Genomic DNA, 26938 nt, shown 5'->3' on the forward strand with positions numbered 1-26938 from the left:
AAAAACTCGCCTAAACGCCATCCCCGCTGGCGGGGATCGATGAGCGGCGAAGCCGCGAAGCGAGGGGTGGCCAAAAGATCAGAAGGAAAAAGATGAGTAAGAGTAAAAACGTATGACGCTAAAAGATACAAGATTGGGAGGGAAAAGAGATGGGAGAGAGAAGAAAAAAATTAGTAGAGAGAAAGCGAATGCTTGCCGGAGAATACGAGATGGAGGGAGAGTGAAGAGAGAAAGGGAAGCGAGAGAATGCGAATGCTCGTCGGAGGGCTACGCCCTCCACCTCGCATCCGCCAAACGCCTTCGGCGTTTGACCACCCCTCGCTTCGAGCTTCGCCTTCGGCTCTCTCTCAGCGATCCCCGCCAGCGGGGATGGCGTACACATCGAAGCAATGCTCGACATGGACGCCACTCCCGCTGGCGGGAGTCAAAAACCGCGAAGCGGTTTTTGGTAGGTGGTCAAAAGAAAATCCCCGCCATAAGCGGGGATTTTCTTAACTTCCTAGAACCTAGAGAAGTGAAACCAAGAGACTCAGAGAATCTCAGGCGTTGCGCTTGCGCAGGGCAATCGTCAGGCCCGCGGCAGCTACGAGAACAACGAGCCCACCGACCGCAGTCAGCAGCGTCGTACCGATGCTACCGGTTTCCGGGAGCTTGGAACCGGCGATGTTGGTGATCTTGACATCCATCGTCGAATTGGACGCAATGGAGGTCTCGGACTTCGTGTGCGTCGCGGTGATGGTGATGACCTTGTCGTCGGCCTTGTTGTAGCCTGCCGGCGTGGTGGATTCTTCAAGGGTATAGGTACCCGCGTCAAGGCCGGCAATATTGAAGACTGCCTTGCCGCCCTCAGCGAGAATCTTGGAAGTAATCTCCTCCTTGCCAGCCGGATCGACCACATAGGCAGACTGCGTGTCATTCCAGGTGAACTTCAAATACGAACCGGTGGCATTGTCCTTGAGCTTGAAGCCGGCGCCTGCCAACGGAGCACCGTCCCCGTCAACCTTCTGCGCCCACACTTCGTACGTATAGACGTAAACGTCCTGGGTCTCGGTCTGGCCGAGCGAGGAAGCGAGATACGGGTTGTTGGAGTACTGCAGGTACACCTCGTTCTTGTTCGTGGTGCCGCCGCTGAAGACGTTCACATGGGCTTCTTCATTGAGGTGCGCATTGTAGATCACCTCAACAGTAGCCGCAGAAGTACCGATCGTCGGCAGAACATTTTCCAGAGTAACGACGAGCTTCGCAGCTCCTTTCGTCGCTGCGTTCAGGCTGGAAGCATAGCCGGTGTAGTCAGCAAACGCACCATCGCCGACCTTGATCTTCACGGAAGCAATGCTTTCGAAAGTAATGCCCTTGGAGAAGGAGTCCTGGAAGACAAGCTGGTACGACGAGTAGTCCGCACGGTCGACGCTCGCCGGAACGGTAGCAGTCAGACGGAACTGGAAGGTTTCGTTGATGGTGTGGTCGGCAGACTCACGCCAACCTGCATCAACGCTGTCCGTATTGCTCTTGTTGTCGTAGACTTCCTTCGTTACGGAAGGGGTCTCCTGCTTCGGCTTAACGGTAACGTTGGCGGACACCTTCAGGATTACGGAAGTGTAGGCATCGTCACCGGTAATGGCCGGGTCCGTAGCCTGATCAGTCACGGCATAGTAACCTGGCAGCAGATTCTTAATGACGTATGGCTTCTCCTTCGCCTGACCGGCAACCATCCAGGTGTTAGCGGAATTTGCGAAGACAGCGGCGACCTTCTTGGCTGCAGCGGAATTATCTTCGGTAATCTTCGCCAGTTCTTCGGCAACGGTTCGCGGTGAAGCATCGCTCGCTACCGACAGCGCAGCGCGCAGCGCGGTCTTGCCGGGCTCGGTAATGCCATCGCCCCAATCGATGTTGGAGAGAATGGTGCCAGTGGTATCCAGGTCGCCCGAGAAAATACGGTACGCATTATACGTATGTCCGTCCTTGGGCTGATTAACGGTGATCGAGTACCGGGTCTCGGCATTGCTGTCATCGGCCACCGCGGCGGACGCGCCGGCAAAACCGGCGACGGCCAGCGCCGCGGCGGTTCCGAGCGCAACGAGCGCCTTTCCAATCTTGTTCATGATTCTCCTTAAATCGAATCTCTCTGTACATTCCCGCTGGATTGTTCCAGGGGTGCAGTTCGCCGGCTCCCTTGGGAGAACCAGGAAAAGGACCGGCGGGGAACGAACGTTTCGAATCGTTCGGTTCTTCAGACGCGCGAAGCGATAGCCAGCGCCGAAGTCGCCTCCGGCGGATTCGCGTCCCCTTCTTCAAGAACCTCGCCGCTTATTTCAACTGCTCAATAAGCCGCAATACCTCGCTCGCTTCCGCTTTTATGTAAGCTTCCGCGACCAAGACTCCCCTCTTTTTCACTTATCGGCTACGCGCGCTCTGTATTTTCAGAGTCACGTTTTCGCTCCAAGATTGACCCTAGATTATCGTCCCGCCCCTCGCAAATTCCCGTCCAAAACCCAGACACGGAAGCGATCCCCGCTAGCGGCCGCCGCTGAAATATGCAAACGCGAAAGCGTTTGCGGCCTCGTCCGGGAATCGCCGAGCGCGCAGCGCGAAGCGAGGGGTGGCCAAAAAAGAAGATCCCCGCCATAGGCGGGGATCTTCTTACTTCCTAGAACCTAGAGAAGTGAAACCAAGAGACTCACCGAATCTCAGGCGTTGCGCTTGCGCAGGGCGATTGTCAGGCCAGCGGCAGCGGCGAGAACAATCAGGCCACCAACCGTGTACAGGATCGTCGTGCCCATGCCACCGGTGGACGGCAGCTGGGAACCACCAGTGTTGATGACGGCGATGGCAGCACCAGTGCCCTCAGCCAGACCAGCGTCGCCGGTCACAGCCAGCACGCACGTCGGATCATCGGCTTCTACGGAATGAGTAGCGGTGATGGTGAAGGTCTTATTGGCAGCCGTGTTGAAGCCAGCCGGGGTGTAGGTTTCCACCAGCACGTAAGTGCCAGCGTCGAGGCCCTGGAAGCCGAAGGTGAAAGTGCCGCCCTCGTTCTTGACGACGTTGGAGGTACCGACCTTGTTGTCGTCGGCAACGGAGCCGCGATACAGCATGAAGATAGGCAGATCGTCCTCGTTCGGAGCCGGGGTAAAGGTCTTGGTACCCTGCAGCTCGTAGGTGAACACCTTCACCTTATCTTCCGGCGTCGTGCCAGTCGAAGAAGCAGTGTACGGATCGTTCGAGAACACCAGCTGGGCGACGTTCGGGTTGCCCGCGGTACCAATGACGGCGCCGGAGTTCAGCTTGGCCTTATAGTAGACCACAATCGTCGAATCAGCAGTGATGGACTTGTCCGAGCCCAGCGTAACCTTCTTCAGATCAGCAGCCTTCACGGAGATGGCGGTAGACAGCAACTTGCCGTCCGCAGCGTCATTTTCACGAGTCTCGGTAGCCTTAACAGCGAACTGGCTAGTAACATCAACACCGTCGATGGTCACCGTAAGGGTAGACTGATCCAGCGTGAGACCGCCGGAAAGGGTATCCACGAACTCATACGCGAACGTGGAGAAATCATCCCAGTTCTCCGGCAGAGTGCCCGTCAGCTGGAACGGAACGTCATTGCCAATATTGTAATCGGCGGAATCGTTCCAGTTAGTGCCCTGAGTGTCACCCGTGTCACCGTTATCCTGAACCTTCTTGACGAGGGTCACGGTGCCGTTCTTCAACGCAACCTCAGCACCGTCCGAATCGACGTTGACGACCATGTACTTGGACTTAGTATCCTTAGAGGTATCGCCAATCGTGATGTGGGCGATGAGGTAGTAGCCCTCGGTCACGTTCAGCTTATTGTCGGCAGCGGTGCCGGCTTCTTCATCCGCGTTGGTCAGCGTCTTAGATGCTTCAGACATAGTAGCATAAGCGTTCTTGAAACCAGTCGCAAACGCATCAATGTTCGAGCTGTTCAGATTGGGGTTGCCCGAGGCATCCTTGCCGGTAATGGCCTTAATCAGGTCAGATTCGGAAGAGCTGGCGGGATAGATCCTAGCTGCGTTAAGACCTGCATGGAGAGCAGCCTGGTTCGGTTTATACACTGAGTAGACCAGCTCGCCATCGTCGCCTTTCGACTCAATGTTGAGGATACGGTAAGCCCTCACAACATCGCCAGTGGTGTAGTTGCTGAAGGTGATGTCCTTTTTGTCCGTGACGGTTGCGAACGCCGAGGTGGTGCCGATGAAACCGGTTCCGAGCATCGCGGCGGAAACGCCCGCGGCGACGAGCGCCTTCTTAAACTTGTTCATGATTCTCCTTAAATCGAATCCTTATTCACATCCCCGCTGGATCGCTCCAGCCGGCTTGCATTGCGCCGGCCCCCTTGGGAGAAACCAGGAAAAGGCCCGGCAGGGAAAACTTCACTGCTTATTCCAACTGCTCAATAAGCCGCGATACTGCCGCCCGCTTCCGCTTTTCCGCAAGCTTCCGCGAACAAGACTCTCTCCTCTTCAGTTATCGGCTACCCGCGCTCTCCTTCTTCCAGAGACCACGTTTCGCTACGAGCTTAAGCATAGATTGCAGCGCTGCCACTCGCAAATTCCCGTCCACCCCCTAGCCACCTCTACAATGGGAGCCACTCCCGCTGACAGGCACCGCTGAAATACCCAGCATGGAAACGCTTATGGCCTTGTTCAGGAGTCGATTCGCCAGCGTGCAGCGCCGGCGAAGAGGAGGGGGCAAAAACAGAAAATCCCCACCATAGGCGGGGATTTTCTTACTTCCTAGAACCTAGAGAAGTTAATCCAGAGATTCACCGAATCTCAGGCGTTGCGCTTGCGCAGGGCGATCGTCAGGCCAGCGGCAGCGGCGAGAACAATCAGGCCACCAACCGTGTACAGGATCGTCGTGCCCATGCCACCGGTGGACGGCAGCTGAGAACCACCCTTGTTAGCAACCGTAACAGCCGCACCCTTATCAGCGACCAGCGTCGCACCAGTCACGGAAAGCACGCACGTCGGATCGTCATCCGTCTCAGAGTGCGTAGCGGTGATGGTGAAGGTCACATTAGCGGCGGTGTTGAAGCCGGCCGGGGTGTAGGTTTCCACCAGCACGTAGGTGCCAGCATCAAGGCCCTGGAAGCCGAAGGAGTAGGTGCCATCCTGGTTCTTGACAACGTTGGAGGTACCGACCTTGTTGGCGTCAGCAACGGAGCCACGGTACAGAGTGAACACCGGCAGATCGTTCTCATTCGGATCCGGGGTGAAAGTCTTGGTACCCTGCAGCTCGTAGGTGAACACCTTCACCTTGTCTTCCGGCGTCGTGCCCGTGTTGGTATCGCCTGCATCGCCAGTACCATTGACGTACGGATTGTTCGCAAACTTCAGGGCTGCGACGTTCGGATTACCCGCAGTGCCGATAACAGCCTTATCATTCAGCGTAGCCGAATAAGTGACAACAACCTTCGAAGTCTTCTTAATGGAAAGATCAGCCCCGGTATCGTCCTTCGTGATGGCCTTCAGGTCAGTCGTCTTCAGAGAGATATCCGTAGCATTCTGATCCTGCGCGTTATCCGAAGTGGTCTTAGTGAAGTTGGTAGTCACGACCTGATCGTCAATCTTCACAACGAAGTCATCGTTCAGGGTGAAGCCAGCGGAGATGGTGTCAACAAACTCATAGTAGAAGTTCGTGTAATCATCCCAGTTATCCGGAAGAGTGCCGGTCAGCTGGAACGGAACGGTATCACCGATGTTGTAATCTGCGGAATCGTTCCAGTTGGTGCCCTGAACGTCACCAGTGTCGCCATTGTCCTGGACCTTCTTGACAAGGGTCACGGTGCCGTTCTTCAGCTCAACGCTAGCACCGTTAGAAGCCACATTGGTAACCATGTAGCGGGACTTGGTGTCCTTCGTGGTGTTGCCAATCGTGGTGTGATCGATGAGGTAGTAGCCTTCCTGAACGGACAGAGTGCTAGTGTCAGCTGTGAGAGTCACGGAGGCAGCAGACGTCGGGGTCGCGTTAAAGAAAGCCTCCGCGAAGTCGTCGACATTAGAATCCTTCAGGTTAGCCGTGACGAGCTTGATCAGATCGGAATCAGTGGCATCCTCAGCAACCGTGAGTTTGAGGCCATTCGTAAGACCTGCAATGAGGGCTGTGCGATTCGCGCTATTCACCGAGTACACCAGCGCACCATCGTCGCCTTCGGACTCAATGTTGAGGATACGGTAGGCCGTAACCACATCGTTGTTGGTGTAGTTGCTGAAGGTGATGTCCTTCTCAGTCGTAACGGTCGCGAACGCCGAGGTGGTGCCGATGAAACCGGTACCGAGCATCGCAGCGGAAACACCCGCGGCGACGAGCGCCTTCTTAAACTTGTTCATGATTCTCCTTAAATCGAATCCTTATTCACATCCCCGCTGGATCGCTCCAGCCGGTTTGCATTGCGCCGGCTCCCTTGGGAGAAACTAGGAAAAAGGCCCGGCAGGGAAAGAACGTTCCTAATCGTTCGGTCCTCCAGACGCTGGAACGCCGCTCCGGTTCGCGGCGAACGGAAGTTCGCCATCCAAATCTCCATCGAACCGAATGGTGTCTTCGCGCGAAGCGGTGTGCCAAATCTTCCGGAGTCTCCCCCAGAGGGTTCCGCGTCCCCTTCTTGAAGAACCTTGCTGCTTATTCCAACTGCATAATAAGCAACAATATTCTCGTTCGCTTCCGCTCTTTACAGAGCCTCCACAAACAAGACTTCCCTCTTTCAGTTATAAGCTATTTGCGAACCCCGGTTTCCCGAGAGCTGCAAATTCGCTCTGGGAACGAGATTAGCGGAAACACCCCCGACACGCAACTTCCGCTCACATTTCAACCATATCCCCACACTTTCGGGGGTGTGGGCGCGTGATTCCTTGGGGTTCTGGGCGTACACGATAATTAGACACCATGCCCTATATGCTCAGAGGCGACTGTTCTACACCCCACTCACTCAGCACTCATGTTCGACGTACCCCTATATATAGGCCGTGTAGGTCGTCCTGGATGCCACCCCCGCTGGCGGGGGTCGCTGAGCGGCGAAGCCGCGAAGCGGGGGGTGGTCGCAAAACTCGGCGTCATGCCGAGTTTTGCGCGAATGCGAGATGGAGGCCCTGCGGGCCTCCGGCGAGCATTCGCATTGTTTTCCGCAGCGCCGCTTCTTCAATGCGGATTCTCGCCGGAGGGCTACGCCCTCCAACTCGAACCCGCGCAAACCGGCTAGCGCCGGTTTGCGACCACCCCTCGCTTCGCTCGGCGCTGCGCGCCGGCTCAGCGGTCCCCGCCAGCGGGGACGGCGTCCATGTAGACGGCTTCGCCCTTCTTATTGGCGTCCGTGTGGAGGTGTCTCGACGGAACAACGACCTAGCGATAGGTTGGAGGTATGGAGAATGGAGAGAAAGCTCGGCCGTCGAAAGCGGCGCGCATCGGTCTGGTTGTGGGGGCGGCGGTGATTTGCGTTCTGCTGGTGGTCGTCGCACGGCTGCTGACTTGGTGGAAGGCTTATTCGGTGCCGGATCCCACGGGGCAGATTGTCCCGCAGAGGGCGACGCAATCTTCGGCAGAACCTTCGGAAGGGGCATCCGAAGAATCTTCCGTAAGCGACGACGTGGCGCAATGGTATGTAGAGTGGGTGGGCCGGCAATCTCAGATCGGCGTGGCGCCGCAGTACCAGGTGAGTTCCGTTGACGTGCGCGAGGCGACGCAGCTGCCGGGAATCTCGTCGCAGTACGGAGAGTCCGCCGGAGACTCCGGCGAAAAATCCAACGACAGTTCCGGAGAAGAATCCGTCGGCCAATCTACCGGCAAAAACGACGACCTGTACGTGCGGATTGACGCGACGGTCTATCCGCGATTCTCGTCGCTGGAACGGATCAGCGAGAACGGAGCGCCAGATTGCCAGACGTACCGCATGGAATCTGGGATCAATGAATCTTGTGTGTTCAGACTGGAGCCGCAGACCGACGGCTACCGCATCGCGCGGGTGATGCCGCCGATCATCTACGAACGCGCGGCGCACCCCGAACAGTTCGAAAAGACGGATCCAGACCCGACCGCGCCGGTACTGGACGGCAACAACGGCTACCGGCTCACCAAGGAGAAACTGGAGGTGACGTACGACGCCGGCGTAACGTGGCGCGAGGTTCCGGACGGCGTCGCGCGCGTCGTCGGCGCCGTCAACGCGAACACCGAGCTGTGGCTGGAGCCGACGAGCTACATCATTACCCCAGATTTCACGGCGTTCGTCGGCTACGACGACGACTCGCACGCCGCGCAGCTCCTGTATTCGTGGGATTCCGGCGCGACCTGGCTGACGTCGACGCTGGGAACCGGCGAGCAGGCGCCGTCGTACGTTTCCGTCGCCGGCGACCGCATCGCCGTCGCGCACGGCTACGGCCGCGCGCTCGGCTCCACCGGGTACGTAATGGTCGCATCTACGCTCACGGAACTGCGCGGGGAGGGCGGCAGCGCGGATGGTGGCGGCGCTGGTGCCGACGGGAGCGCCGAAGCTGATGGCAGTGACGGTACCAGCGGTACTGAAGCTGACGGCGGTGCCGGTACCGAGGGTGGCGCGTCCGCCGTATGGCGCAGCGTTCCGTTATATATGCAGTATCCGTCGAACCTGACGACGATGGGCTGGACCGACGACACGACGGTTTTCGTCGGCCAGTCCGGTTCCCTCCACATTTCCCAAGATTCCGGCGCAACCTGGCGCGAACTGCCGCTCCCGAAGGAACCTTCGTCGGGTTCCGGAGGCAGTTCCGCAGACGGTTCCGGAAATAACCGGACCGATTCGCAGGGATCCGCGGGCGATCTAGATTACAATCCGTTCGATACGCCGACGCGAGTCTGGGTTCAAGATGGCGTCACCTACGTCTTCATCGGCCAGGGCGACGACGCCGACTACGCCCCAGACGGCGAGATCAAGGAGGCCGTCTTCGCCTACGATGCTGCCTCAGATTCCTTCACCTTCATAGACGAGCAAACCGCCCCCGGTCCCACGTCCGCAGGCTGAACAAGGATGCCACCCCCGCTGGCGGGGGTCGCTGAGCCGAGCCGAAGGCGACGGCGAAGCGGGGGGTGGTCGCAAACCGAAGGTTTGCGCGGTTGCGAGGTGGAGGGCGAAGCCCTCCGGCGAGAAACCGCATTGAAGAGACGACGCCGGAGAACAATGCGAATGCTCACCGGAGGCCCAAGGGCCTACAATAAAAATGAATCTGCCCCGCGGCTCCTGGAGATTGCAGTTGGAAGGAGCCAACGGGGTAGATTCATTTGGATTCGTCACGTTGCCGGCATCTTTGCGCAGTCAGCCGGGTTCGTGAACCGGAGAATCTTGTTGAATTATCCTTATTCTTGAGTTATTCGGGGCTCACGCTGCGTTGCGACGACGCATCGCGATTGCCATACCAATGGCCGCGGCGAGAACAACCAGGCCGCCAACCACATAGAGAATCGTAGTGCCCATACCACCAGTGGACGGGAGCGTGGAGCCCTTCTGGTTGAGGATATCCACACCCAGCGCGCCGGTCACACCAATTGCGTCGCCCTTGACAGTAGATGCGGAAAGGTCGACCGCCTCAACCGTATGCGTTGCCGTGATGACAACCGTGACGTTATCAGCGGTGTTGAAGCCCTTAGGAGTCTTGGTTTCCTTGAGGACATAGGTGCCAGCGTCGAGACCTTCGAAGTTCGCCGCGTAAGTGTACGTGACTGCACGAGCATCTTCATCTGCCGCCTCGTACTCCTCCTGAGTGGCGTCTGCGCCATTGACGGTGTAGTGCGCAGTGGCAACCACCTCTACAGCGTCGCCAACCTTATTGTTTTCATCGTCAGCACTGTCCTTGTAGAGGGTGAACTCAGGCAGGTCAGTCAGGCTCGGGTCCGCAGAGAATGTCTTGTTGACATCAATGCCGTAGGTGTAGACGTAGACCGTCGTGTCCGGAGTCTTGCCATAGTCGCCCTTAACATACGGGTTGTTGGAGTACTGCAGATTCACCGTGTTCTTGTTCGTCGTTTCACCAGAGGTGGTGTTGACATACGCATTCTCATTGAGGTGAGCCGCGTAGATGACGGTCACAGTGATCGCCTTGGTGATGTTCGTCGTCGTGTAACCACCATTGCCATCAGGGGTCTCGATGAAGTTACGCACATTTTCAATGGTGACGGTCATCGGGTTCGAAGCGGAATCGACAACAACACCCTGCTCTGTAGTGAAGGTCTTGGCTTCCGCATCGAACGTGCCGAGGCTGACTTCCGTCTGATCGTAGGAAACAACAATGCTCTTGGTGTAATCAAACGAAATGCCCGCAGACATCGTATCGTTGAAGATCAGAGCGTATTCGTCATAGTCAACACGATCGTTATCGGCCGGGATGGTCGCCTCCAGCTTGAAGTCGAAGACTTCGTTGATGTCATGATCAGCAGAGTCATACCAACCTGCCACGGCATCCTCGGCATCCGTAGTGTCCTTGTCGTCCCAGACCTTCTTGGTCACGGACGGCGTCTCGGACTTCGGCTGGACCGTAACGCTATTAACAACCCTCAGGATAACGGACGTAAACGCATCATCCTTATTTGCCAGGTCGGAACCCTGATCGGAGACACCGTAATAGCCGGCAGTCAAGCCAGTAATCGTATAGTCCGTAACATCCGGCTTAGCACCTTCAGCGTCAGCTGCGACTTCATTACCCTCAGCGTCATACCACGTGGCGTTCATCGTAGCGGTTACACCGTACCGCGCGTCCACGTTGGCGGCAACGGCGAGCACTGCAGCAACTTTCTTAGCGGTTGTGCTGTCATTCTCTGCTTTAGCAAGCGCTTCTGCAACCTTCACCGGGTCATAGGTAGTGACACCATCAACAGTTGTACCAGTGACCCCTACAGCTGCAGCAATAGCAGCCTTACCAAGGTCCGTAACACCATTGCCCCACTTGATGTTCGACAGGACACCATCAGACAGATCACCAGTGAAAATCTGATAGGCAACATAGGTATGGCCGGCTTCCTGCGTATCAATAGTGATCGTATATTTTGTCGCTGGCTCATCCCCTGCATACGCTGACGAGATGCCAACGAAGCCGGCGACCGCCATGGCCAGGGTTGTGACTAACGCGACGAGCGCGTTCATAAACTTTTTCATTGTTCTCTCCTTGGATCGAAATCCTTATTCATCCGCGCCGGGATTCCGGCTTTGGTGGTAACCGCCGCGTTCCCGGGAGATTTGGTGGGAGCGCGGGGCGGGGAGGCTCGGGGCCTTCATGAACGTGAGGAGAAGGTTCGTCGTGCGCCGGATCCGCTTCTCGCGGGCCCACCATCCACATCATCGTTGAAGCGAACGGCGCCGGTCTGCGGGGCATAAGAGAGAAGCCAGCCGAACGTCCTCCACATCCGACTTCCCATGCCTCCAGGCGAGGAACCTTGGTCACTTTCTCACGCGAGAAAGTAACATTCGTCGCGGTAGATTTGAGGTTTTTCTATCCGCGAAACGCTTTGTAATTATTTGCCGCCCGCGAAGTCTTAAGATTTCTCTCTCCGCAGACGTCGTGGCTCCAATCTTAGGAACGAGAACAGTTTTACGCAAATCCGCGCGTCGCCCCGTGCGTCGCTTCCCTCACTCTAACTAGACACTTCCCTTCCGTTTACTAGATTATTTCAGATTGTTACACTTCACACCCAAACCGCACACCCACAACCGTTTTCATCCCCCACGTCCGCACACATCCGCACACTCCCGAACCCCGTCCCCGCTGGCGGGGGTCGCTGACCACCCCTCGCTTCGAGCTGCGCTTCGCTTGCTCTCAGCGGTCCCCGCCAGCGGGGACGGCATGCATGAGAGTATATTGTATGTATTACATATGCAGTTTGTATGCATTAGGGAGGTTAACATGGCAGGCTCGGTGAAGGAGCGGACTACGGTGACGCTGGATAGGGACACAAAGGCGGCAGCGACGCCGATACTGGAATCGCTGGGATTCAATCTCAGTTCATACCTCGAGATTGCGCTGCGGCAGCTCGTGCGCGAACGGGGGCTGCCGTTCAAGCCGACGCTGCAGGTGACGCAGGCACGCGACATATATTTCGTGAACGTGGACAGCGACGACGTTGACCGCGCGGAAGACGAGATGGAATCTTGGACAGCCACCCCAATCTCCGAAGAAAGCGAAACGGAAGACGACGGAACGAAGAGCGGCGAAACGGCAGGGCACGGAACGCGGGACGACGAGCCGCGGATGACCGTTGACGATCTCGACCCGACGACACTCTACGACATTTTCTACGAAGCCGGCACGCGTCTCGGCGGCGTCTATGTGGCGCTGTGGGACAAGGCGGAGCGCGAAGGCGACATGGAAGCCGTGCAGCGCTGGAAGGATGCGTCGATAGCGATGGAAAAGGAGCGCGCATCTGTCGATCCCGACGATCTGGACTCGCAGAAAGCGCATATCCTCTCTTGGAGCGACGAATGCAAGCGTCTGGAGGCCATGCTGTGAACGACGACGAAATACAGGAACGTTTTGCCACGCGAATCCTGCCGTCGCTGGAAGCGAAGGGCATCCCCTCCAGCGACCCCCTTACCATCTTTCTCGGCGGCCAACCGGGCGCCGGCAAAACGAAAGGGCAGATGCTGGCGCTGGCACTGCATCCCAACGACAGCATCATGCCGATTGTTGGCGACGATTTCCGCCGCTATCACCTTGATTACGAGCGGCTGATGACGGAAGATCCGCTGGCGATGCCCGACGCAACGGCGTACGCGAGCGGCGTGTGGACCGGCATGGCGGTGCGGTGGGCGGACGAACACGGCGTAAGCAGCATTATCGAGGGGACGTGGCGCAATCCAGCGACCGTTCTTGACGAAGCGCAGCACGCGCGTTCGCTGGGGCGCCGTGCCCACGCCATTCTCGTCGCGGTGCCGCCGCGGCTTTCGAAAATCGCAACAGTTACGCGGTTCTATTTCGATATGGAAATGACGGGTCGCGCCCGCTGGACGCCGCCGGAAGCGCACGATATAACGGTGCACAATCTCCCGGTGAACGTCCCCAAGATCGCCGGCTCCGGCGTTTTCGAACGGCTGACGGTCATCGACCGCCACGGCGACGTGCTGTACGACGGCGACAATCCCCAAGATTTCGCCACTGCGTGGGCCACCGAGTTTACCCGCACGCTTTCGCCGGAGGAACAGCAAGATTTCGAGACGCGCCTCGCCGACCTGCGGCGCCTGGCCGCCCGCTACACCCCGGACAACGCCGAAGCCCTCGCCACCATCGATTCCCTGGCAGCCGAAGCCTGACATCTACACGCACGCCCCCCCCACTCCACCCCTTGAGGACGCCACTCCCGCTCCACCCCTTGAGGACGCCACCCCCGCTCCACCCCTTGAGGCGTACGCGACCAAGAGCGCGCTCACCTAGACCCTTGAGGACGCCACCCCCGCTCCCTCCCATGAGGACGCCACTTCCACTCCACCCCTTGAGGACGCCACCCCCGCTGGCGGGGGTCGCTGAGCGGCGCAGCCGCGAAGCGGGGGGTGGTCGCAAAACTCAGCGGAACGCCGAGTTTTGCGCGAATGCGAGTTGGAGGCCCTCCGGGCCTCCGGCGAGCATTCGCATTGCACCGCCCGCAGAAGCCCTACACCCCTAGCAGCGTCGCCAAAACGCCAGCAATCGGCAAGACCGCGCTAATCTAGAGCCATTCCTTATCGCCGCAACGTAGGAGCTGGGCGCGTCGGCGACATTCCGGCGTCTCCACCGGTCGCCACTTCGTAGCGCCTCGGTGTGCCGGCGACATTCCACCCCCGATTTCCGTCGCTATAACGTAGGGACTGGGCATGTTGACGACACGCAACCGCCGATTGCGCCTCGCCAATTCGCAGAGGGCAAACCACGTCGCCGACATTTGAAAGATGCCTGAAAACCGTGAAGCTGCCGTAGGGAAGCAACAGGCAGGAACACTCCCAACAGAAGGACTCAACAACAAAAGAGAAAAGAAAACGCCGGGGACGCTCTGACGAGGGCCCCACGCGGCTCAGAATCGGGGGCTAGACAGAGCCCCATCGGCTCCGGCCGTTCCCTAAGTCTTGGTGCTGGCCTTAGATCGTGGAAACGGTGATCATCCTTCGCCGACGCTCCCCATCTTACCCGATAACCTCGTGCCCCTCAGAAAATAAGACGAACGCCGTTGGCGTCCGCTGCCCACCCCTCGGATTGCTGTGCCTTCGGCCCGACTCCCCGATTCCCGCCAGCGGGGATAGTCCTCTCGCTGCTCACGAGTTCCTCAGCATTCGCATGGCGTTGGGCCAAGTTTCGTCGACTTCCTCCATCGCGGCGGCGAGCGAGCCGCGGAACGCGGAGGCCGGGTCGCCATCGTCGGACGCGCGGATGGCGTCGAGACCAATGACGCGCACCGCACCCTTGTCATAGACTTTTCGCCCACGCACCGCCGGAATCGTGGCTACGGCGCATAAGATCGAACGCCGACAGCTTGCCGTACGATTCCATCACCGCCCGCGCAGTTTCCTCAACAAGACTCCCCTCCGCGCACGCTCCCGCCGGCACCGTAATGGGGTCGGAACCGCAGTCTTTGAACGCGTAGTAAACGTCGCGCTCCACCGGACCGTACTTCCACGCTTCAATTGCGTCGTCGAACAGCGGTTCGCCGGTCCGCCGCAGCGTCACCGCCTGCATGAAATAGACCAGCTTATTCAGCTTAAGATTCGTCAGCGCCGTCGTCGCCCCGTACTCGCGAACGAGGTAGTTGGCAACTTCAATAGCCTTCACGGCCCCTCCTTCACAGCACAGTCAGCATACGGCTAATCCAGTTACTGCGATTATATCCGCTTGCTCGTTGCCGAGCCATCCGTCCCCGGGGAGGCCGGTCCTCCAGAGCCGTCGCTAAGCAAGCATGCCACCAGCCCCACTACATCACGCGAATCACCAAACATGGACGCCACCCCCGCTGGCGAGGGTCGCTGAGCGGCGCAGCGCGAAGCGGGGGTGGTCAGCAAACGCCTTTGGTGTTCGCGCGGTTTCGAGTTGGAGGGCGAAGCCCTCCGGCGAGAAACCGCATTGAAGAAGCGACGCCGAAGAACAATGCGAATGCTCACCGGAGGGCTACGCCCTCCACCTCGCATTCGCGCAAACCAGCTACCGCTGGTTTGCGACCACCCACCGGTTCGCCGTCGCTACGCTCCGGCTCACCGACTCCCGCCAGCGGGAGTGGCTCCCGTGTTTTTGCGACCATCCCTCGCTCCTCCGGAACCACGCAGCCCGCAGTCTTTGTGGCCGAAACGCCCAAGATTGGCGTGTCTGCCACAATCCGGCGCCGATTCTTATCGCCAACACGCGGAACTTGGGCGTGTTGGCGAGATTCCGCGCCCGCTTTTTCTCGCCAATTCGTACGGCTCGGGCGTGTTGACGAGATTCTATCGGTGTTAGAAACACCGCTGCCACCCCCGCAGCGGAACTACATGCCGGAAAGCCGAGAATAGGAAGGATGAAAACGCCGGGGACGCTCCGAAAAGCGCCCCACGCGGCCTTGGATTGGGGGCTAGACAGAGCCCCATCGGCTCCGGCCGTTCCCTAAGTCTTGGTGCTGCCTTGAGACTATGGAAACGCTAGCCCGCCTTCGCCGACGCTCCCTATCTTACCCGATTGCATCGTGCGTATCAGAGGGCGACGCGAACGCCGGGGGCGTTCGCGCGAATGCGAGGTGGAGGCCCCACGGGCCTCCGGCGAGTATTCGCATTGTGTGCCCGCGCTGCTTCTTCAATGCGGATTCTCGCCGGAGGGGCTTCGCCCCTCCACCTCGAAACCGCGCAAACCGGCGGAACGCCGGTTTGCGACCACCCACCAAAAACCGCTACGCGGTTTTTGACTCCCGCCAGCGGGAGTGGCACCCGTGTTTGCGACCACCCACCGGTTCGCCGCCGCTACGCTCCGGCTCACCGACTCCCGCCAGCGGGAGTGGCATCCATGGCTCACTCCGCGCTCCCATCGGCCCCACTGCAGGTATACGTGTGCGAGTATGCGGTCTTGCCGGCGGTGTTGTCGACCTTGAGCGTCAGCGTCAGCGACGACGGGTCGGCCACCTGATCCGCGAACGTGTCGATGCACTCCTGCATGTACTGCTTGAACGCGTCCGAATCGAAGACGCTGGATGCAATCGACGCCTGCAAATCCTCATCCTTGTCGTACGTGATCGTCATGAGGATATCGTTGCCGGACGCGGTCATCGTCATCGTGTAGTCGTCTTCCTCCTCGGTGATCTCGCCGGAGGGGTAGGACGCCTTCAGATAGTCTTCCGCCGTCATACCGCTCGCCTTCGAGCTGGAACTGGAGCCGGACGACGGTTTCGTGGACGAGGAGGAAGAGGAAGAGGAACCAGACGACGGCGACGAAGACGACGATCCGCTGCTGGGTTCCGTCGTCCCCGGCTCGATCGTGATCGAGTTGCCGGCCGGTTCGGAACCGCTATTGGACCCGCCAATCGTACCGGTGGCGAACAAGATTACGAAAATGATCGCGATGACGGCAATCGCGCCCACGATTCCCAGCGCAATCTTCATTCCGTTGCCGCTCTTCTTGCCGTTCGGATCGTTCGGACCGCCCGGCATCGGCGCGCCCGGAACGCCGGGAGCGCCCGGAGCGCCCGCGCCGCCGTACGGACCGCCGGCGTACGGATCGTAGCCGCCCTGCGCGGTGCCATACTGCGCGCTGTACGGGTCGCCACCCTGCGGCGCATACGCCGGCGGATACCCGCTCCCCTGCGCATAGGGAGAAGATTGGCCGGCAGACTGTCCCGCGCCCGGCATCACAGAAGTCTGTGCGCCATTCTGCGCGGAAGAAGACTGGGCGCCGCCAGGCATCACGGTGGTCTGGGTTCCGGAATACGCGCCACTAGACTCCCCGTGCGGAATCACGGACGGCCGAGCGTCCACCGGCGTCCCCTGCGGATACGCTGCCGTCTGCTCGGGGTTGGGGATTACCGAGGTGCGCCCATCGGCCGGAGCGGCCTGCGGATATGCGGCGGTCTGTTCAGGATTTGGTGAAGGGGGATTCGAGTTCGGATAGGGATAGCCGGCGGGAGTATTGGGGTCGGTCATGAGCGGTCCTTTCTGCATCTCCTTTCTATCGACCTTACGCCCACGGTGGGAGTCTCAAGACATGACTATGAGGAACCCCTCAACAAGGACGCCACTCCCGCTGGCGGGAGTCGGAGAGCCGAGCCGAAGGCGAAGGCGATCCGGTGGGTGGTCGCAAACCGGCGAAGCCGGTTTGCGCGAATGCGAGGTGGAGGCCCGACAGGGCCTCCGGCGAGCATTCGCATTGCGCGCGCACGCGAGCGCTCTTCACAATGCGGTTTCTCGCCGGAGGGGCTTCGCCCCTCCACCTCGAAACCGCACGAACTCGGCGCAGCCGAGTTCGCGACCACCCACCGCTTCGCCGGCGCTATGCGCCGGCTCAGCGACTCCCGCCAGCGGGAGTGGCGTCCATGTTGAGCGCTTCCTCATATGCATGCCAGCGGGAGTGGCGTCCTTGTTGAAGGGCTCCCTCATATGCATGCCAGTGAGAGTGGCTCCTTTATATATCTGTCAATTGAATATGGCGAGGAGGGTGCCGAAGACGGCTATGAGGAGGATGACGTCGATGAACGACATCACGAGGCCGGCGATGGCCAGGCCCTTCGGCTTCCTGAAGACGCCGATGATCGAGAAGAGCGCGCCGAGGAACCACACCACCCAGTTCACGCCCGTCGCCCAGCAGAACAGCAGACTCAGCAGCGCGAAAATGAATCCGGCCGTCCCCAGACCGTTTGACTGCTTCACCTGCTGCTGGATAATAACGGTCTGGCCGCCAGGGCCAACCGCCATCGTCGCACCCGCCGGCATCGAACCCGGATCAAACGCCGCAGCCCCATTCTGCGCCGGCATACCGTTCTGCATCGTCGGCTGCACCGGCGCCTGCGCCGGCGGTTGCGCCACCATCGCCGCCTGCGTCATCTCCGGAGCCTGCGGAGCCGGCGCCGCCTCAACTGGCGGCGGCGGAACCGGCACGCTTTCATCTGAATCAGCAAGGGTCGGCGGAGCAGGCGGCGCCGGGACTGCGCTGACGTCACCGACTACCGTTTCGTCGGCTGCGGCAACGGGAGCGACGGAAGCCGCGGGGGCGATGTCCTCTTCGTATTCCATTCGGTTGCCGCAGCTGGCGCAGAATTTCGCTTCTTCGCGGTTCCGCTGACCACATTCGGGACAGAACATTTCATCCTTCTTTCTCGAGATTGGCGAGGTCTCCCCCGCCTGAATTTCCAAATCGCTTACGCATTAATCAACGAGGTAGTACACCGTGGAATTGAGCGGCGGATCGTTGCGCAGTTTGTACGGGAAAAACAGATATGCCCTGCTTTCGTCCGGTCTTTCCTGCCCTTCAACCATGCTCCACGAAGCAGCTGCGATTCCGTCCAGATTCTCGGAAGACGTTCCGGCTGGAATATAGAACGCATTGGCCGGCGTATGGGAGTTGGCCATCATATCGCACGACAGATAAGCGTCATATCCGGCCGTATCCTTACAACCGTATGCGTCCTCAGGACCGTTCAAGTACGCGCCATATTCATCGGACAGCGTCGGCCCCCACCCCATATCCGAGGAATCCAGATGCCACGACACCGGGCTCTTGCCATTGGGAAGCGATCCGTTCTCGCCGGTCAACGTACCATCGGCGGCAAGAGAGACACAATCGGAACCGTCATCAAGGCAATACCGCCCAGCAATGTCGGAGAAATCACCGCTTGCGAGAGACTTCCGCACGTCGGACCAGCTTTTCGCAGCGGCTTTCTTCGTGCTGGAATCCGAGGAATCCTTGCTGGAGCCGCCGGAGGAATCTGAAGAAGAATCTGAGGAAGATTCGCCGCTGCCGTCCCCATCCGCGCCGGTATACCAGGCGTTTTCGTAAGAGGATTCGTCGAGATAATAGACTGTTTCGTGTGAAACAGCCGGTTTCATCGGTGCCTTTCCATCGGCCAGCGACTTCCCGCCGTCCGCGAGCATCGGGAATGTGAATGGGCTGCGCTCATATTCCAGATTCGAAACGCTCGTCGTGGAGTACAGCGACGGGTCACGCACGAGAATGAACGGACGGCTCGTATCGACGGACTCCTGCTTCTTCGCCTTCGCCAGTTCGTCGGCGTCGAAGTACCCCGTCTCCTCTACGGCCTCGATATCCGCACCTACTGGGAAATAGAGATAAAAATCATCCATCTCGTAGGTGAATTCTTCAGTCGCTCCCCCTTCAATAAGTTTCTGCGCCTTGTCGAAATCCACAAGTTTTCCACCAATGCATGCCGGCAGTCCAGCCCCGTTAAGACTGCGCGTTTCGCTGCCGCACTTTGCAGTAACCAAAGACTCATACGGTGCCAGCTCGATGACCGGGTTCGCCTTGTCGATTAAACGATTGGAGTTCGGAGACTCCGTCGGAGCGTAATCGACCGACTGCACCATGTCGCTCATCCACAGCTGCGAGTTTGAGACGCCTTCGCTCTTCGCGCTACGAAGGTAGGAACCGTACTCCCCGTCGAACATCTCAAACGAGATGCAATCCGACCCATCGGCCTTGCAATAGTCGCCAGCCATCTCGTCACCAGCCGTCTTGAGGATGTCGCCCTCCGCAGTGAAAACCTCCTGCACATCGCTGGCATCCACACCATAATAAATAGTGGCGGTCTCGCCCGATTTCATCGTGGAACCCGGCGCCGGCGACGACGTCACCATCTTCCCGACGTACTGTTTCGACGAGAATTTCGGCTTCAATTCCACGTTGATCGCAGCGCCCTTCAGCGTCTTCTTCACGCTGTCAATCGGCTGTCCGACCAGGTCGACGCCAATGCCGATGGCCAGCGGGTCGCCAGCGACGGCGAACACGATGCCCGTATCCAGGTCTTCCACCGCGGAACCGTCCGCCGGAATCGACGCGACGACGGTGCCCTTCTTGACGGTGGAGTCGCTCACGACCACTTCCTGCGTCGACACCGGAACGCCCATGTCCTTGACCGCTTTCAGCGCGGCCGAAGAATCGAGGCCGACGGTATTGTCGGGAACGCCGGGACCCTTCGAGCCGACGACGACAATCGGCCGGTCGGCGGAACGCCGCTGCCCGATTTCCGCATCCTCCATCCGCAGGTAGGTTCCCGCTTTATGCGACGAGAATTCCAGCTGGACTTCAACGGAAAATCCCTTGTTTTCAAGATTTTTCACCACGTCATCGGTAGTGATTTCGCTCGCGGAATCACTCCACGAGAACGGATCTTCCACCGTCTTGCCGCCCCACAGTTCCGCCGAGTACGTACCGTAAGCGATGCCGCACCCCGCAAGCACCACAGCCACCGCCACAATGGTGGCAATTACCCACCGCGGCAGTTTCCGCCCCGCGGTAGCCGAAGCGACGGCCGGAGTCTCAGGCTCGGCGGGAAGGGGAGGCTGCTGGGAGCCGCATTGCGTACAGAAACCGTCGCCTTCGGCAAGATGGGCGCCGCAGGAATCGCAGAATCTCATGTCGGAACTCGCTTACGCCGGGGTCACCAGTAGCGGTAGAACGAGCCGCTGCCGAACGTGCCGAAGAAGTAGTAGCCGATGATGTTGGCGCCGACGAGCTGGCTGATCAGGAAGAACGCGAGCCAGCTGAGCGCAATCAGGATCACGACGCCGCCGGCCCATACCCAGAACGGGTCGAGCGTGCGCGTCGATTTCAGCTGCGCCATATAGCGGACCGGTACGGAGAACATAAACAGCAGTCCGATGACGAAAAGACCCATGCCAATCTGGGCTGCGTCGAGCAAAATCAGCAGGTCAGCAAGCAGAAAAACCGCCGGCGCCACCGAGATTCCCTGCACAAAAGCGGCCTGGGTCTTGAGGAAATTGCCGGAACCGCTCGCAATGAATTCGGCAAGGAACATCGCGCCGATCATGGCGTAGGCGAGCACGATGTAGCCGATCCACAGCTTCGCCGTGGTCTGCACGCCGCGCGATGACGCGTCGAACACGGTCAGCGACATGAGCAGCGTCGTGACGGCGAGCGGAATGAACGACCACCAGTCGCGCTGCGCCTTCGCCTGCGTCGGCGTGAGCACCGACTGCCACCACCACATGAAGAAGTCTTTGGCCGCCTGCGCCCCGGGGCTCGCCTGCTGCACAGGCATCTGCTGGGGCTGCTGGTACTGCATTTGCGGATATTGGTACTGTCCCTGAGCCTGGGCCTGTCCCTGCACCTGGGGTTGCGCCTGCGTCCCGGCAGCAGCCTGCGCACCTGCATACTGGGTCTGCGCCGCCGCCCGAGACTGTGCCGCATACTGAGGCTGCGCAGCCGCCTGAGCCTGCACATTCGCCTGGGGCTGCGGCACCTGCTGGAACGCTTGCGTCGGCGCCGCGTTTGCCCCGTCAGCTGAATTCGCAGCGGCCGGAGAGGCGGCCGCCGAAGCTACGGAAGATTCAGTCACCGCGAACGCAGTTCCACAATATCGACAGAATTTAGACTGAACGGCAACGCTTTTACCGCACTGCTGACACGTTTTTTGCATTATCCCTACCCCTCAGCGGACAGTTCACCCATCGCCGGCCCATACCCCCTCCGGCACTATTTCCACCGTACAGAAACTAGTCATCAATCACAAAATTCGCCCAAAACCCGAGATTCTTTTTGGGACCTTTACTCGTCCCCGCTGGCTCACATAGGAGGAAGCCCCTGACGTGGACGCCACCCCCGCTGGCGGGAGTGGCGTCCATGACGCGCACGCATAAGAATGCCCGCTCCGGTAGTGCCCGGAGCGGGCCATCTCTCTCGAACCGCTCTCCCTCCTCACCCGTGGGCAAAGCGGGCAACGCCGGCGGCGGTGGGGAATCCGCATGGGAAGTGCCGGCTACCGGACCGCGGCACTACGCGAATCCGGATGCTCGCTCTCAGTCGATTCGACGCGAGAGAATGGTCATGCCAAGCATTGCGATAACCGTGGCGGCCAGACCAAGCGCCACCAGCAGCTGTCCGGTTATGTCCGTACCGGACGACGGCAGAATGAATCCAGGTTCATTTTCAATCTCTCCAATCGCTACAATCAGCACCCTCGTACCGGTATCGTTCCCCGCTTCGCCAGTCACCGTCTGAATAGCGTTGACGAAGTAGTTGATATCCGGCACCGGCACCTTCTCGTCTTCGGTCGCTGCCGTTTTATTGGTCTCGACCGCCGCCTCGTACTTAGTCTGCTCCGCCTTGGCGGGGGCCGTCTGCTCGTCCGTCGGAGCGCCGACAACGAACGTAATCGCGCGGTCGGTCAGATTGTATCCGGCCGGCGCAGTCTTCTCTTTCAGCACGTACGTGCCCCACGGCAGATTCTGAAGCGAGAAGTAACCGCCACGTTCATCGGTATCCAGCGCCCACGAAGGAACGAGATTGCCGTCGGCATCGTAAGGCCATGCGTAACTACCATCCTCATCCTCCGTTCCGGTCGCGGCTGCATCGCTAGGAATCGTGCAGTAGCTTTCCACGCCGGAGTCGTCCCTGACGCAATCGTAAATCGTATACGTCTGAGACGTCGCAGTACCGTCGCTACGCGAGAACGGCGTGAAGGTCAGCGTCCAAACGGAACCTTCCAGCGGCGTCGCCGGAACGACGGGAGTATCGAGAACTTCGCCAGTTTCCTTCGACCTCGTCTCGATTTCCGCCGCCACCTTCTCCCATTCAGCCGATCCCAGCTTGCGCGTATTGGCAATGAGATTGGCGGTGGCGCCCTCGTCCTCGCCGCTTGGGAAGCCAATGGACGTACTGCACGCGCTCGGCGTATGCAACGTGTAATCAGTCTGAGTTCCGTCGTCACCGGGGACGGAGTAGACAGTAGTCTCGCTGTCCGTGCAGGCAGTATCCGTAGCGAGTACGGTACCGTCCGCCAGCTCCGTTCCAGCGGGGATGACTTCCGTCATCGTAACCGTCGAATCTTCGCTGCCGACGGCGGCGATGCCGATCGTGAATTCCCAGTAGCTCGCCGATCCGTCGTAATAGTCCGGAACGTCTGCTTCCTGAATCCGGTACGTGCCGGTCGACAGCGACTTGAGCAGGAAATTGCCGGCCGTCGGGTCGCCATCCAGCAGCGCCGACTTGGTCACCTGAGAGGGCACGATTTCGTTGTTGTTATCGGCGTCACGAATCAGCGAGTTGTAAATCTCCAGATCCTCGGCAACATTCAGATCCAGCGTGGAAACGTCGACGCGGACCGCACAGTTCGCCTGTTCCTGCAACGATCCGCCGTTATCCGAGGACACGCAATCATAGACGGTACCGACAGGAGCGTCGTTCCACACAGAAGAAATGACGTTGCCGCTCTCGTCCGTCGTATCCTCGCGCTGGTACAGCGTCCACGAGGAACCGGACAGACGCGTCAGATTGCTGAATTTCTCTACGTCGCCAAGATTCACGATAACGTGCTCGGCATTGTCGCTGCCGGTCACCGTCTCGCCCTCGACCTTCGACCAGGCGACGCCCTGCGGCAGGTCGGAAATCCAGATCATCAACGCGTTGCCGTTCTTGATGAGCGAGATGTTCTCAATCGGCACTTCGTTGTTGTTTTCGTCTCTGGTCGTCGTCACCCAGTTCACCGAACCGTTCGACACGACGAACGTATACGTTGCCGGATTGAGTTCGTAGCCGCTTGGCGCGAGCGCTTCGGTAATTTCGTAGGTGCCGTTCTCAAGATTCTTGAGCCGGAAGATGCCCGGGTCGGCATTGTAATCGGTCAGCTTCGTGCATTTCCCGTAATGCTCCACCGAACAGGTTTCGCTGTCCGTCGTCTCGTCATCCACCTGCACGATTCCGCCGCCATAGGGGGATCCGCCGTCTTCGTCGGCGACAGCGTCCACGAGGGAGGTGCTGTACCCCGCTTGCGCGGTGAGAGCGGGCTGCGCAGCGAGGGCGGCTTGCGTAAACACCGTGGATTGGGCTGCAAAGATGGTCTGGACGGCGCCCAGAGTCTGCGCGGTTTGCGCGAGCTGCGTGGTAGGCAGCGCGGTGACACCAGAGGATGCAACCGTGTCTTCGGGCGACGCGGAGGCGTCTTCCGACGACGAGGCGCCCGGAAGATTCTCGACGAGCAGGGCATTCGAGAGCGTGCCGGACGAGGTGGCATCAGTGGGGACGGTGCAGCCGGAGGGCGTGGTCTCGCTATACGTATACTGTCCCTGACCCGTGATGTAGACGTTGACCGAACGTACGTTCGAACCGTTAAAGGACTTTTTTACATCCGTACCCAGCAGATTCGAGGAAACGCTGTTGGAGTCACCAACGTAGAAGTAGACCGTGTGGCCATACGTTTCCGGGATGTCGTAGTAGTACCACTGATTGGTGCACTTACCAGTCATCCGGTACATCGACGAGCCGCCTTCCGGGTACCAATAGCTACTGCTGCTGGTCTGATCAAACGCATACCGCAGATGGGGACTACCGCTGCTCAGGTAGACGAAGATTCGCGTGGCCTTCGAGTAGTCGATGGCGTTCGGGTCCACTACCTTGATTGGGACGGTGATGGTTGCGGTGCCGGCGGTGATCTTCACCGTGGTGGTTCCTGCCGTGATGCCGGTCACCGTGCCTGTGGACGAGACCGTTGCCGTCGCCGACGATGCCGAAGAGTAGGCAATCGCAACCGTCGACGGCGCAGCAGTAGCGTTCAGCGAGACAGACGTGCCGATATTGACGGTGAGTTGATTGGCCGTAATCGTCTGATCGTGGTCGGCTGTATACGGAGTGCCGTCAATCGTGACAGTTACCGAGGCCTGCTTCGTCGAGGGCTGTGGTACCACCTGCAGCGTGGCGTAGACATCTTCGTCAGTACGCGACGTCGCTTTCAGCGTCACCGATGTGACAGCGTCATCGTTAGTCAGCACGCGGTGCACAGTAATGACACCGTCCTCAGTCACCGAGACGACGCCAGGGGTGTCCGAAACCCAGTCGACTTCCTGCAACGCCTTGTCCGGCGACAGCACTGCCGTCAGCTCGGCGGACAGGCCCACTTCGAGCTCAAACTGCTGGCGAGCGGCGGTGTCCTCGACGGCAATCTCACCCTTGTACTCTTCCATCGTGCCATCGAGGTTCGTGTCATCCGAATAGGCCCACTTGAACTGCGTCACCGATTCGGCGTGCACCGTGGTGTCGTAGACGACCCACTGGTTCGGAGGATCATCGCCGCCGTCGCCACTGCCACCACTACTGGTAGCTTCGCCATCACCATCCAGGGTTCGCTCGACGTACCAAGCCGAGCCGGCGAGCGCCGAGCATTCGTCGCCTTTGCAATCGTCGTACGCGGACTTCTTGCCCCATTCAATCGACGACTTCGAGATGTTCGTGATGCCGTAGACCGGCACCGTGCCATTGCCGTCCTCGTCAGTCTCGGCCCAGACGATGTTGCCGTCCTTGTCGATGACCTTCGCAATCTGCACGTTGCCGATCTTCGAGTCAGCCCATGCGCCGTCTGTCTGGCCGTTCTCCGTGATGTCGGTCAGCGTGCCGTTGCTCGAGACTTCGTAGACCTTCGTAATCGTCGAATAGACAGTGTCGCCGCCGTCGCCGGTGTCGATTTCGTAGACGTAGTTGTTCTTCGTGTAGGTTCCGTCGTCGTTCGTCGCCGTCTCGTAGATGAAGTACGTGGAGTTCGGATGGAGGCCCTGAATCTGGAATTGGCCCTCATCGGTGTCCCAGTCGCCGGAGACGATGTCGTTGTCGGTGACGGTGACGAGCGCGTTCTCATACCCGTTGTCGGCCATCAGATCGCCCGCCAGAGTGGTGGCGTTGCCGTAGACCGCCCACGACGTCTTGCCAAGCAGCGACCCGCTCGTATCCGTCTTGTTCCAAGCGATAACAGCGCACGACGAAGAAACCGACCCGCACCACGGCAGGTTATGCCGTTCCTGATCCATGTCAATCAGCGATGCCGAGTAGCCTTCACTGACGCCATCGCCAAAATTGTATTCACGGGTGGGGCTGTACATGGAAAAGTCGCCATTGACCCAGACGCGCCCGTTCGTTGTCACATGGTCTTCGAACGACCCATCAGCCACGATGATGCTGCCGAGCATGGCGGCTGCCGGATCATCCGAGATAGAAGCGGTACCGGAGTAGCTCTTCATGCCAAAATCACTGCTGTTATACCAAACGCTGTTGGAGTAAGGATACTTCGCCTCGTTTTGTGCCGTCACCGCCGCACCTGTAGCCTGACCACCCTTAATGGTCAGCTGCTTCGTGTCAGTGAAGTTCCACATGATGGACTTGGCAACCTTCGTGTACAGTGTTTGCTTGGCTGCCGTGTTGTTAGTGGAACCATCTGTTTTGTCGCTGGCAAGCGCATAGCCATCGCCAATCTCGTAATCGCTAGACCAACTCGACACCGTATCGCTGCCCAGCTCATTCTCTCCGGCCCACCAGAACCGCCAGCCATTGTTGAACGTGATGTTGCTGCTGCCCGTCACGTTGACCACGACAGACGCATCCGCCGGAATCTTCTCGAAGGCAAACGAGATGCCGTTGGTGCTGCCATTGGTCAACAACGACCCATCAATCTGGAATACTTGCATGGCGCTCTCGCCGTCGCCAGTGAACTTAATGACTTTTTCGTTGACATTGAAGACAGCTTTAATGACGTTGCGCAATGACACAGTCTCACCTTTAGTGCCCGTGGTGGTCCCAGTGATTTTGCCCGAGTCATACTTGTCACGCTGGTAGCCAGTGGCCGAATTGGTGAGCACCTTGTATGTACCATTGGGCTTGATACTGTTCAGTTGCGTAGACAGCTTCGACACAGTAGCGCCATAGTCGCTGTACTTCTGCGTGGTCGTGTTGCCGTTGACGACCATCGTGACGTTGTCAAGCGGGTTGGATTCCGTCATGCTAGAGAGCCCGTTCTGAGTCTTGTCATAAACGCTCAAATA

General features: G+C 59.2%; 14 protein-coding genes and 1 pseudogene. 3 read left to right on the forward strand and 12 right to left on the reverse strand.

Annotated elements, in window-relative coordinates:
- Positions 1-539: 539 nt before the first annotated feature.
- The 3 genes from AC1AXT_RS06395 to AC1AXT_RS06405 all read right to left on the reverse strand — a co-directional run bounded on the left by AC1AXT_RS06395 (position 540) and on the right by AC1AXT_RS06405 (position 6350).
- Positions 540-2102, reverse strand: a complete 1563-nt coding sequence (locus AC1AXT_RS06395; protein ID WP_476540664.1) for an isopeptide-forming domain-containing fimbrial protein — start codon at positions 2100-2102, stop codon at positions 540-542.
- 585 nt (positions 2103-2687) lie between these two features.
- Positions 2688-4280, reverse strand: coding sequence for an isopeptide-forming domain-containing fimbrial protein (locus tag AC1AXT_RS06400; RefSeq protein ID WP_476540666.1), 1593 nt, complete (start codon positions 4278-4280; stop codon positions 2688-2690).
- A 513-nt stretch (positions 4281-4793) separates the two neighbouring features.
- A complete protein-coding gene (locus tag AC1AXT_RS06405) occupies positions 4794-6350 on the reverse strand; it encodes an isopeptide-forming domain-containing fimbrial protein (protein WP_476540667.1) in 1557 nt (518 codons plus the stop codon).
- A 1172-nt stretch (positions 6351-7522) separates the two neighbouring features.
- On the opposite strand from AC1AXT_RS06405, the gene AC1AXT_RS06410 reads away from it, so the two are divergent.
- Positions 7523-9007 (forward strand): beta propeller repeat protein, encoded by a 1485-nt coding sequence (locus AC1AXT_RS06410; RefSeq protein WP_476540874.1) that lies wholly within the window; start codon positions 7523-7525, stop codon positions 9005-9007.
- A 354-nt stretch (positions 9008-9361) separates the two neighbouring features.
- Here the strand turns inward: AC1AXT_RS06410 and AC1AXT_RS06415 are convergent, their stop codons facing one another.
- On the reverse strand, positions 9362-11131 hold the full coding sequence (locus AC1AXT_RS06415; RefSeq protein ID WP_476540669.1) for a SpaA isopeptide-forming pilin-related protein: 1770 nt from the start codon (positions 11129-11131) through the stop codon (positions 9362-9364).
- Positions 11132-11876: 745 nt separating this feature from the next.
- On the opposite strand from AC1AXT_RS06415, the gene AC1AXT_RS06420 reads away from it, so the two are divergent.
- On the forward strand, positions 11877-12479 hold the full coding sequence (locus tag AC1AXT_RS06420) for a type II toxin-antitoxin system RelB/DinJ family antitoxin (RefSeq protein WP_476540670.1): 603 nt from the start codon (positions 11877-11879) through the stop codon (positions 12477-12479).
- Positions 12476-13279: a zeta toxin family protein gene (locus AC1AXT_RS06425; protein WP_476540672.1), complete on the forward strand. Its 804-nt coding sequence runs from the start codon at positions 12476-12478 to the stop codon at positions 13277-13279. The genes AC1AXT_RS06420 and AC1AXT_RS06425 overlap by 4 nt, the downstream gene beginning before the upstream one ends.
- A gap of 972 nt (positions 13280-14251) precedes the next feature.
- Here the strand turns inward: AC1AXT_RS06425 and AC1AXT_RS06430 are convergent.
- The 8 genes and pseudogenes from AC1AXT_RS06430 to AC1AXT_RS06465 form a co-directional block, all read right to left on the reverse strand.
- The gene (locus AC1AXT_RS06430; protein ID WP_476552941.1) at positions 14252-14425 is read right to left on the reverse strand and encodes a hypothetical protein; all 174 of its coding nucleotides are present in this window, start codon (positions 14423-14425) and stop codon (positions 14252-14254) included.
- Entirely contained in the window at positions 14403-14765 is a 363-nt protein-coding gene (locus AC1AXT_RS06435; protein WP_476552939.1) for a Panacea domain-containing protein, read from the reverse strand. The genes AC1AXT_RS06430 and AC1AXT_RS06435 overlap by 23 nt, the downstream gene beginning before the upstream one ends.
- 1199 nt (positions 14766-15964) lie before the next feature.
- Positions 15965-17089 (reverse strand): hypothetical protein, encoded by a 1125-nt coding sequence (locus AC1AXT_RS06440; protein WP_476540675.1) that lies wholly within the window; start codon positions 17087-17089, stop codon positions 15965-15967.
- A gap of 489 nt (positions 17090-17578) precedes the next feature.
- The gene (locus tag AC1AXT_RS06445) at positions 17579-18175 is read right to left on the reverse strand and encodes a hypothetical protein (RefSeq protein WP_476552955.1); all 597 of its coding nucleotides are present in this window, start codon (positions 18173-18175) and stop codon (positions 17579-17581) included.
- A 6-nt stretch (positions 18176-18181) separates the two neighbouring features.
- Positions 18182-18244 (reverse strand): annotated as a pseudogene (locus AC1AXT_RS06450) (zinc-ribbon domain-containing protein); the annotation flags it as partial.
- A gap of 63 nt (positions 18245-18307) precedes the next feature.
- Positions 18308-20365: a PASTA domain-containing protein gene (locus AC1AXT_RS06455; protein WP_476540679.1), complete on the reverse strand. Its 2058-nt coding sequence runs from the start codon at positions 20363-20365 to the stop codon at positions 18308-18310.
- Between the two features lie 191 nt (positions 20366-20556).
- On the reverse strand, positions 20557-21474 hold the full coding sequence (locus AC1AXT_RS06460) for a hypothetical protein (protein ID WP_476540681.1): 918 nt from the start codon (positions 21472-21474) through the stop codon (positions 20557-20559).
- Positions 21475-21934: 460 nt separating this feature from the next.
- The gene (locus tag AC1AXT_RS06465) at positions 21935-26896 is read right to left on the reverse strand and encodes a SpaA isopeptide-forming pilin-related protein (RefSeq protein ID WP_476552937.1); all 4962 of its coding nucleotides are present in this window, start codon (positions 26894-26896) and stop codon (positions 21935-21937) included.
- Positions 26897-26938 lie beyond the last annotated feature (42 nt).

It is taken from the genome of Bifidobacterium sp. LH_450, from assembly GCF_056356715.1.

Excerpts from the sequence above, each read along its gene's own strand:
- AC1AXT_RS06395 (WP_476540664.1), bottom strand. The coding sequence starts at position 2,102 with ATGAACAAGATTGGAAAGGCGCTCGTTGCGCTCGGAACCGCCGCGGCG.
- AC1AXT_RS06400 (WP_476540666.1), bottom strand. The coding sequence starts at position 4,280 with ATGAACAAGTTTAAGAAGGCGCTCGTCGCCGCGGGCGTTTCCGCCGCG.
- AC1AXT_RS06405 (WP_476540667.1), bottom strand. The coding sequence starts at position 6,350 with ATGAACAAGTTTAAGAAGGCGCTCGTCGCCGCGGGTGTTTCCGCTGCG.
- AC1AXT_RS06415 (WP_476540669.1), bottom strand. The coding sequence starts at position 11,131 with ATGAAAAAGTTTATGAACGCGCTCGTCGCGTTAGTCACAACCCTGGCC.
- AC1AXT_RS06420 (WP_476540670.1), top strand. The coding sequence starts at position 11,877 with ATGGCAGGCTCGGTGAAGGAGCGGACTACGGTGACGCTGGATAGGGAC.
- AC1AXT_RS06440 (WP_476540675.1), bottom strand. The coding sequence starts at position 17,089 with ATGACCGACCCCAATACTCCCGCCGGCTATCCCTATCCGAACTCGAAT.
- AC1AXT_RS06445 (WP_476552955.1), bottom strand. The coding sequence starts at position 18,175 with ATGGAATACGAAGAGGACATCGCCCCCGCGGCTTCCGTCGCTCCCGTT.
- AC1AXT_RS06465 (WP_476552937.1), bottom strand. The coding sequence starts at position 26,896 with ATGACGGAATCCAACCCGCTTGACAACGTCACGATGGTCGTCAACGGC.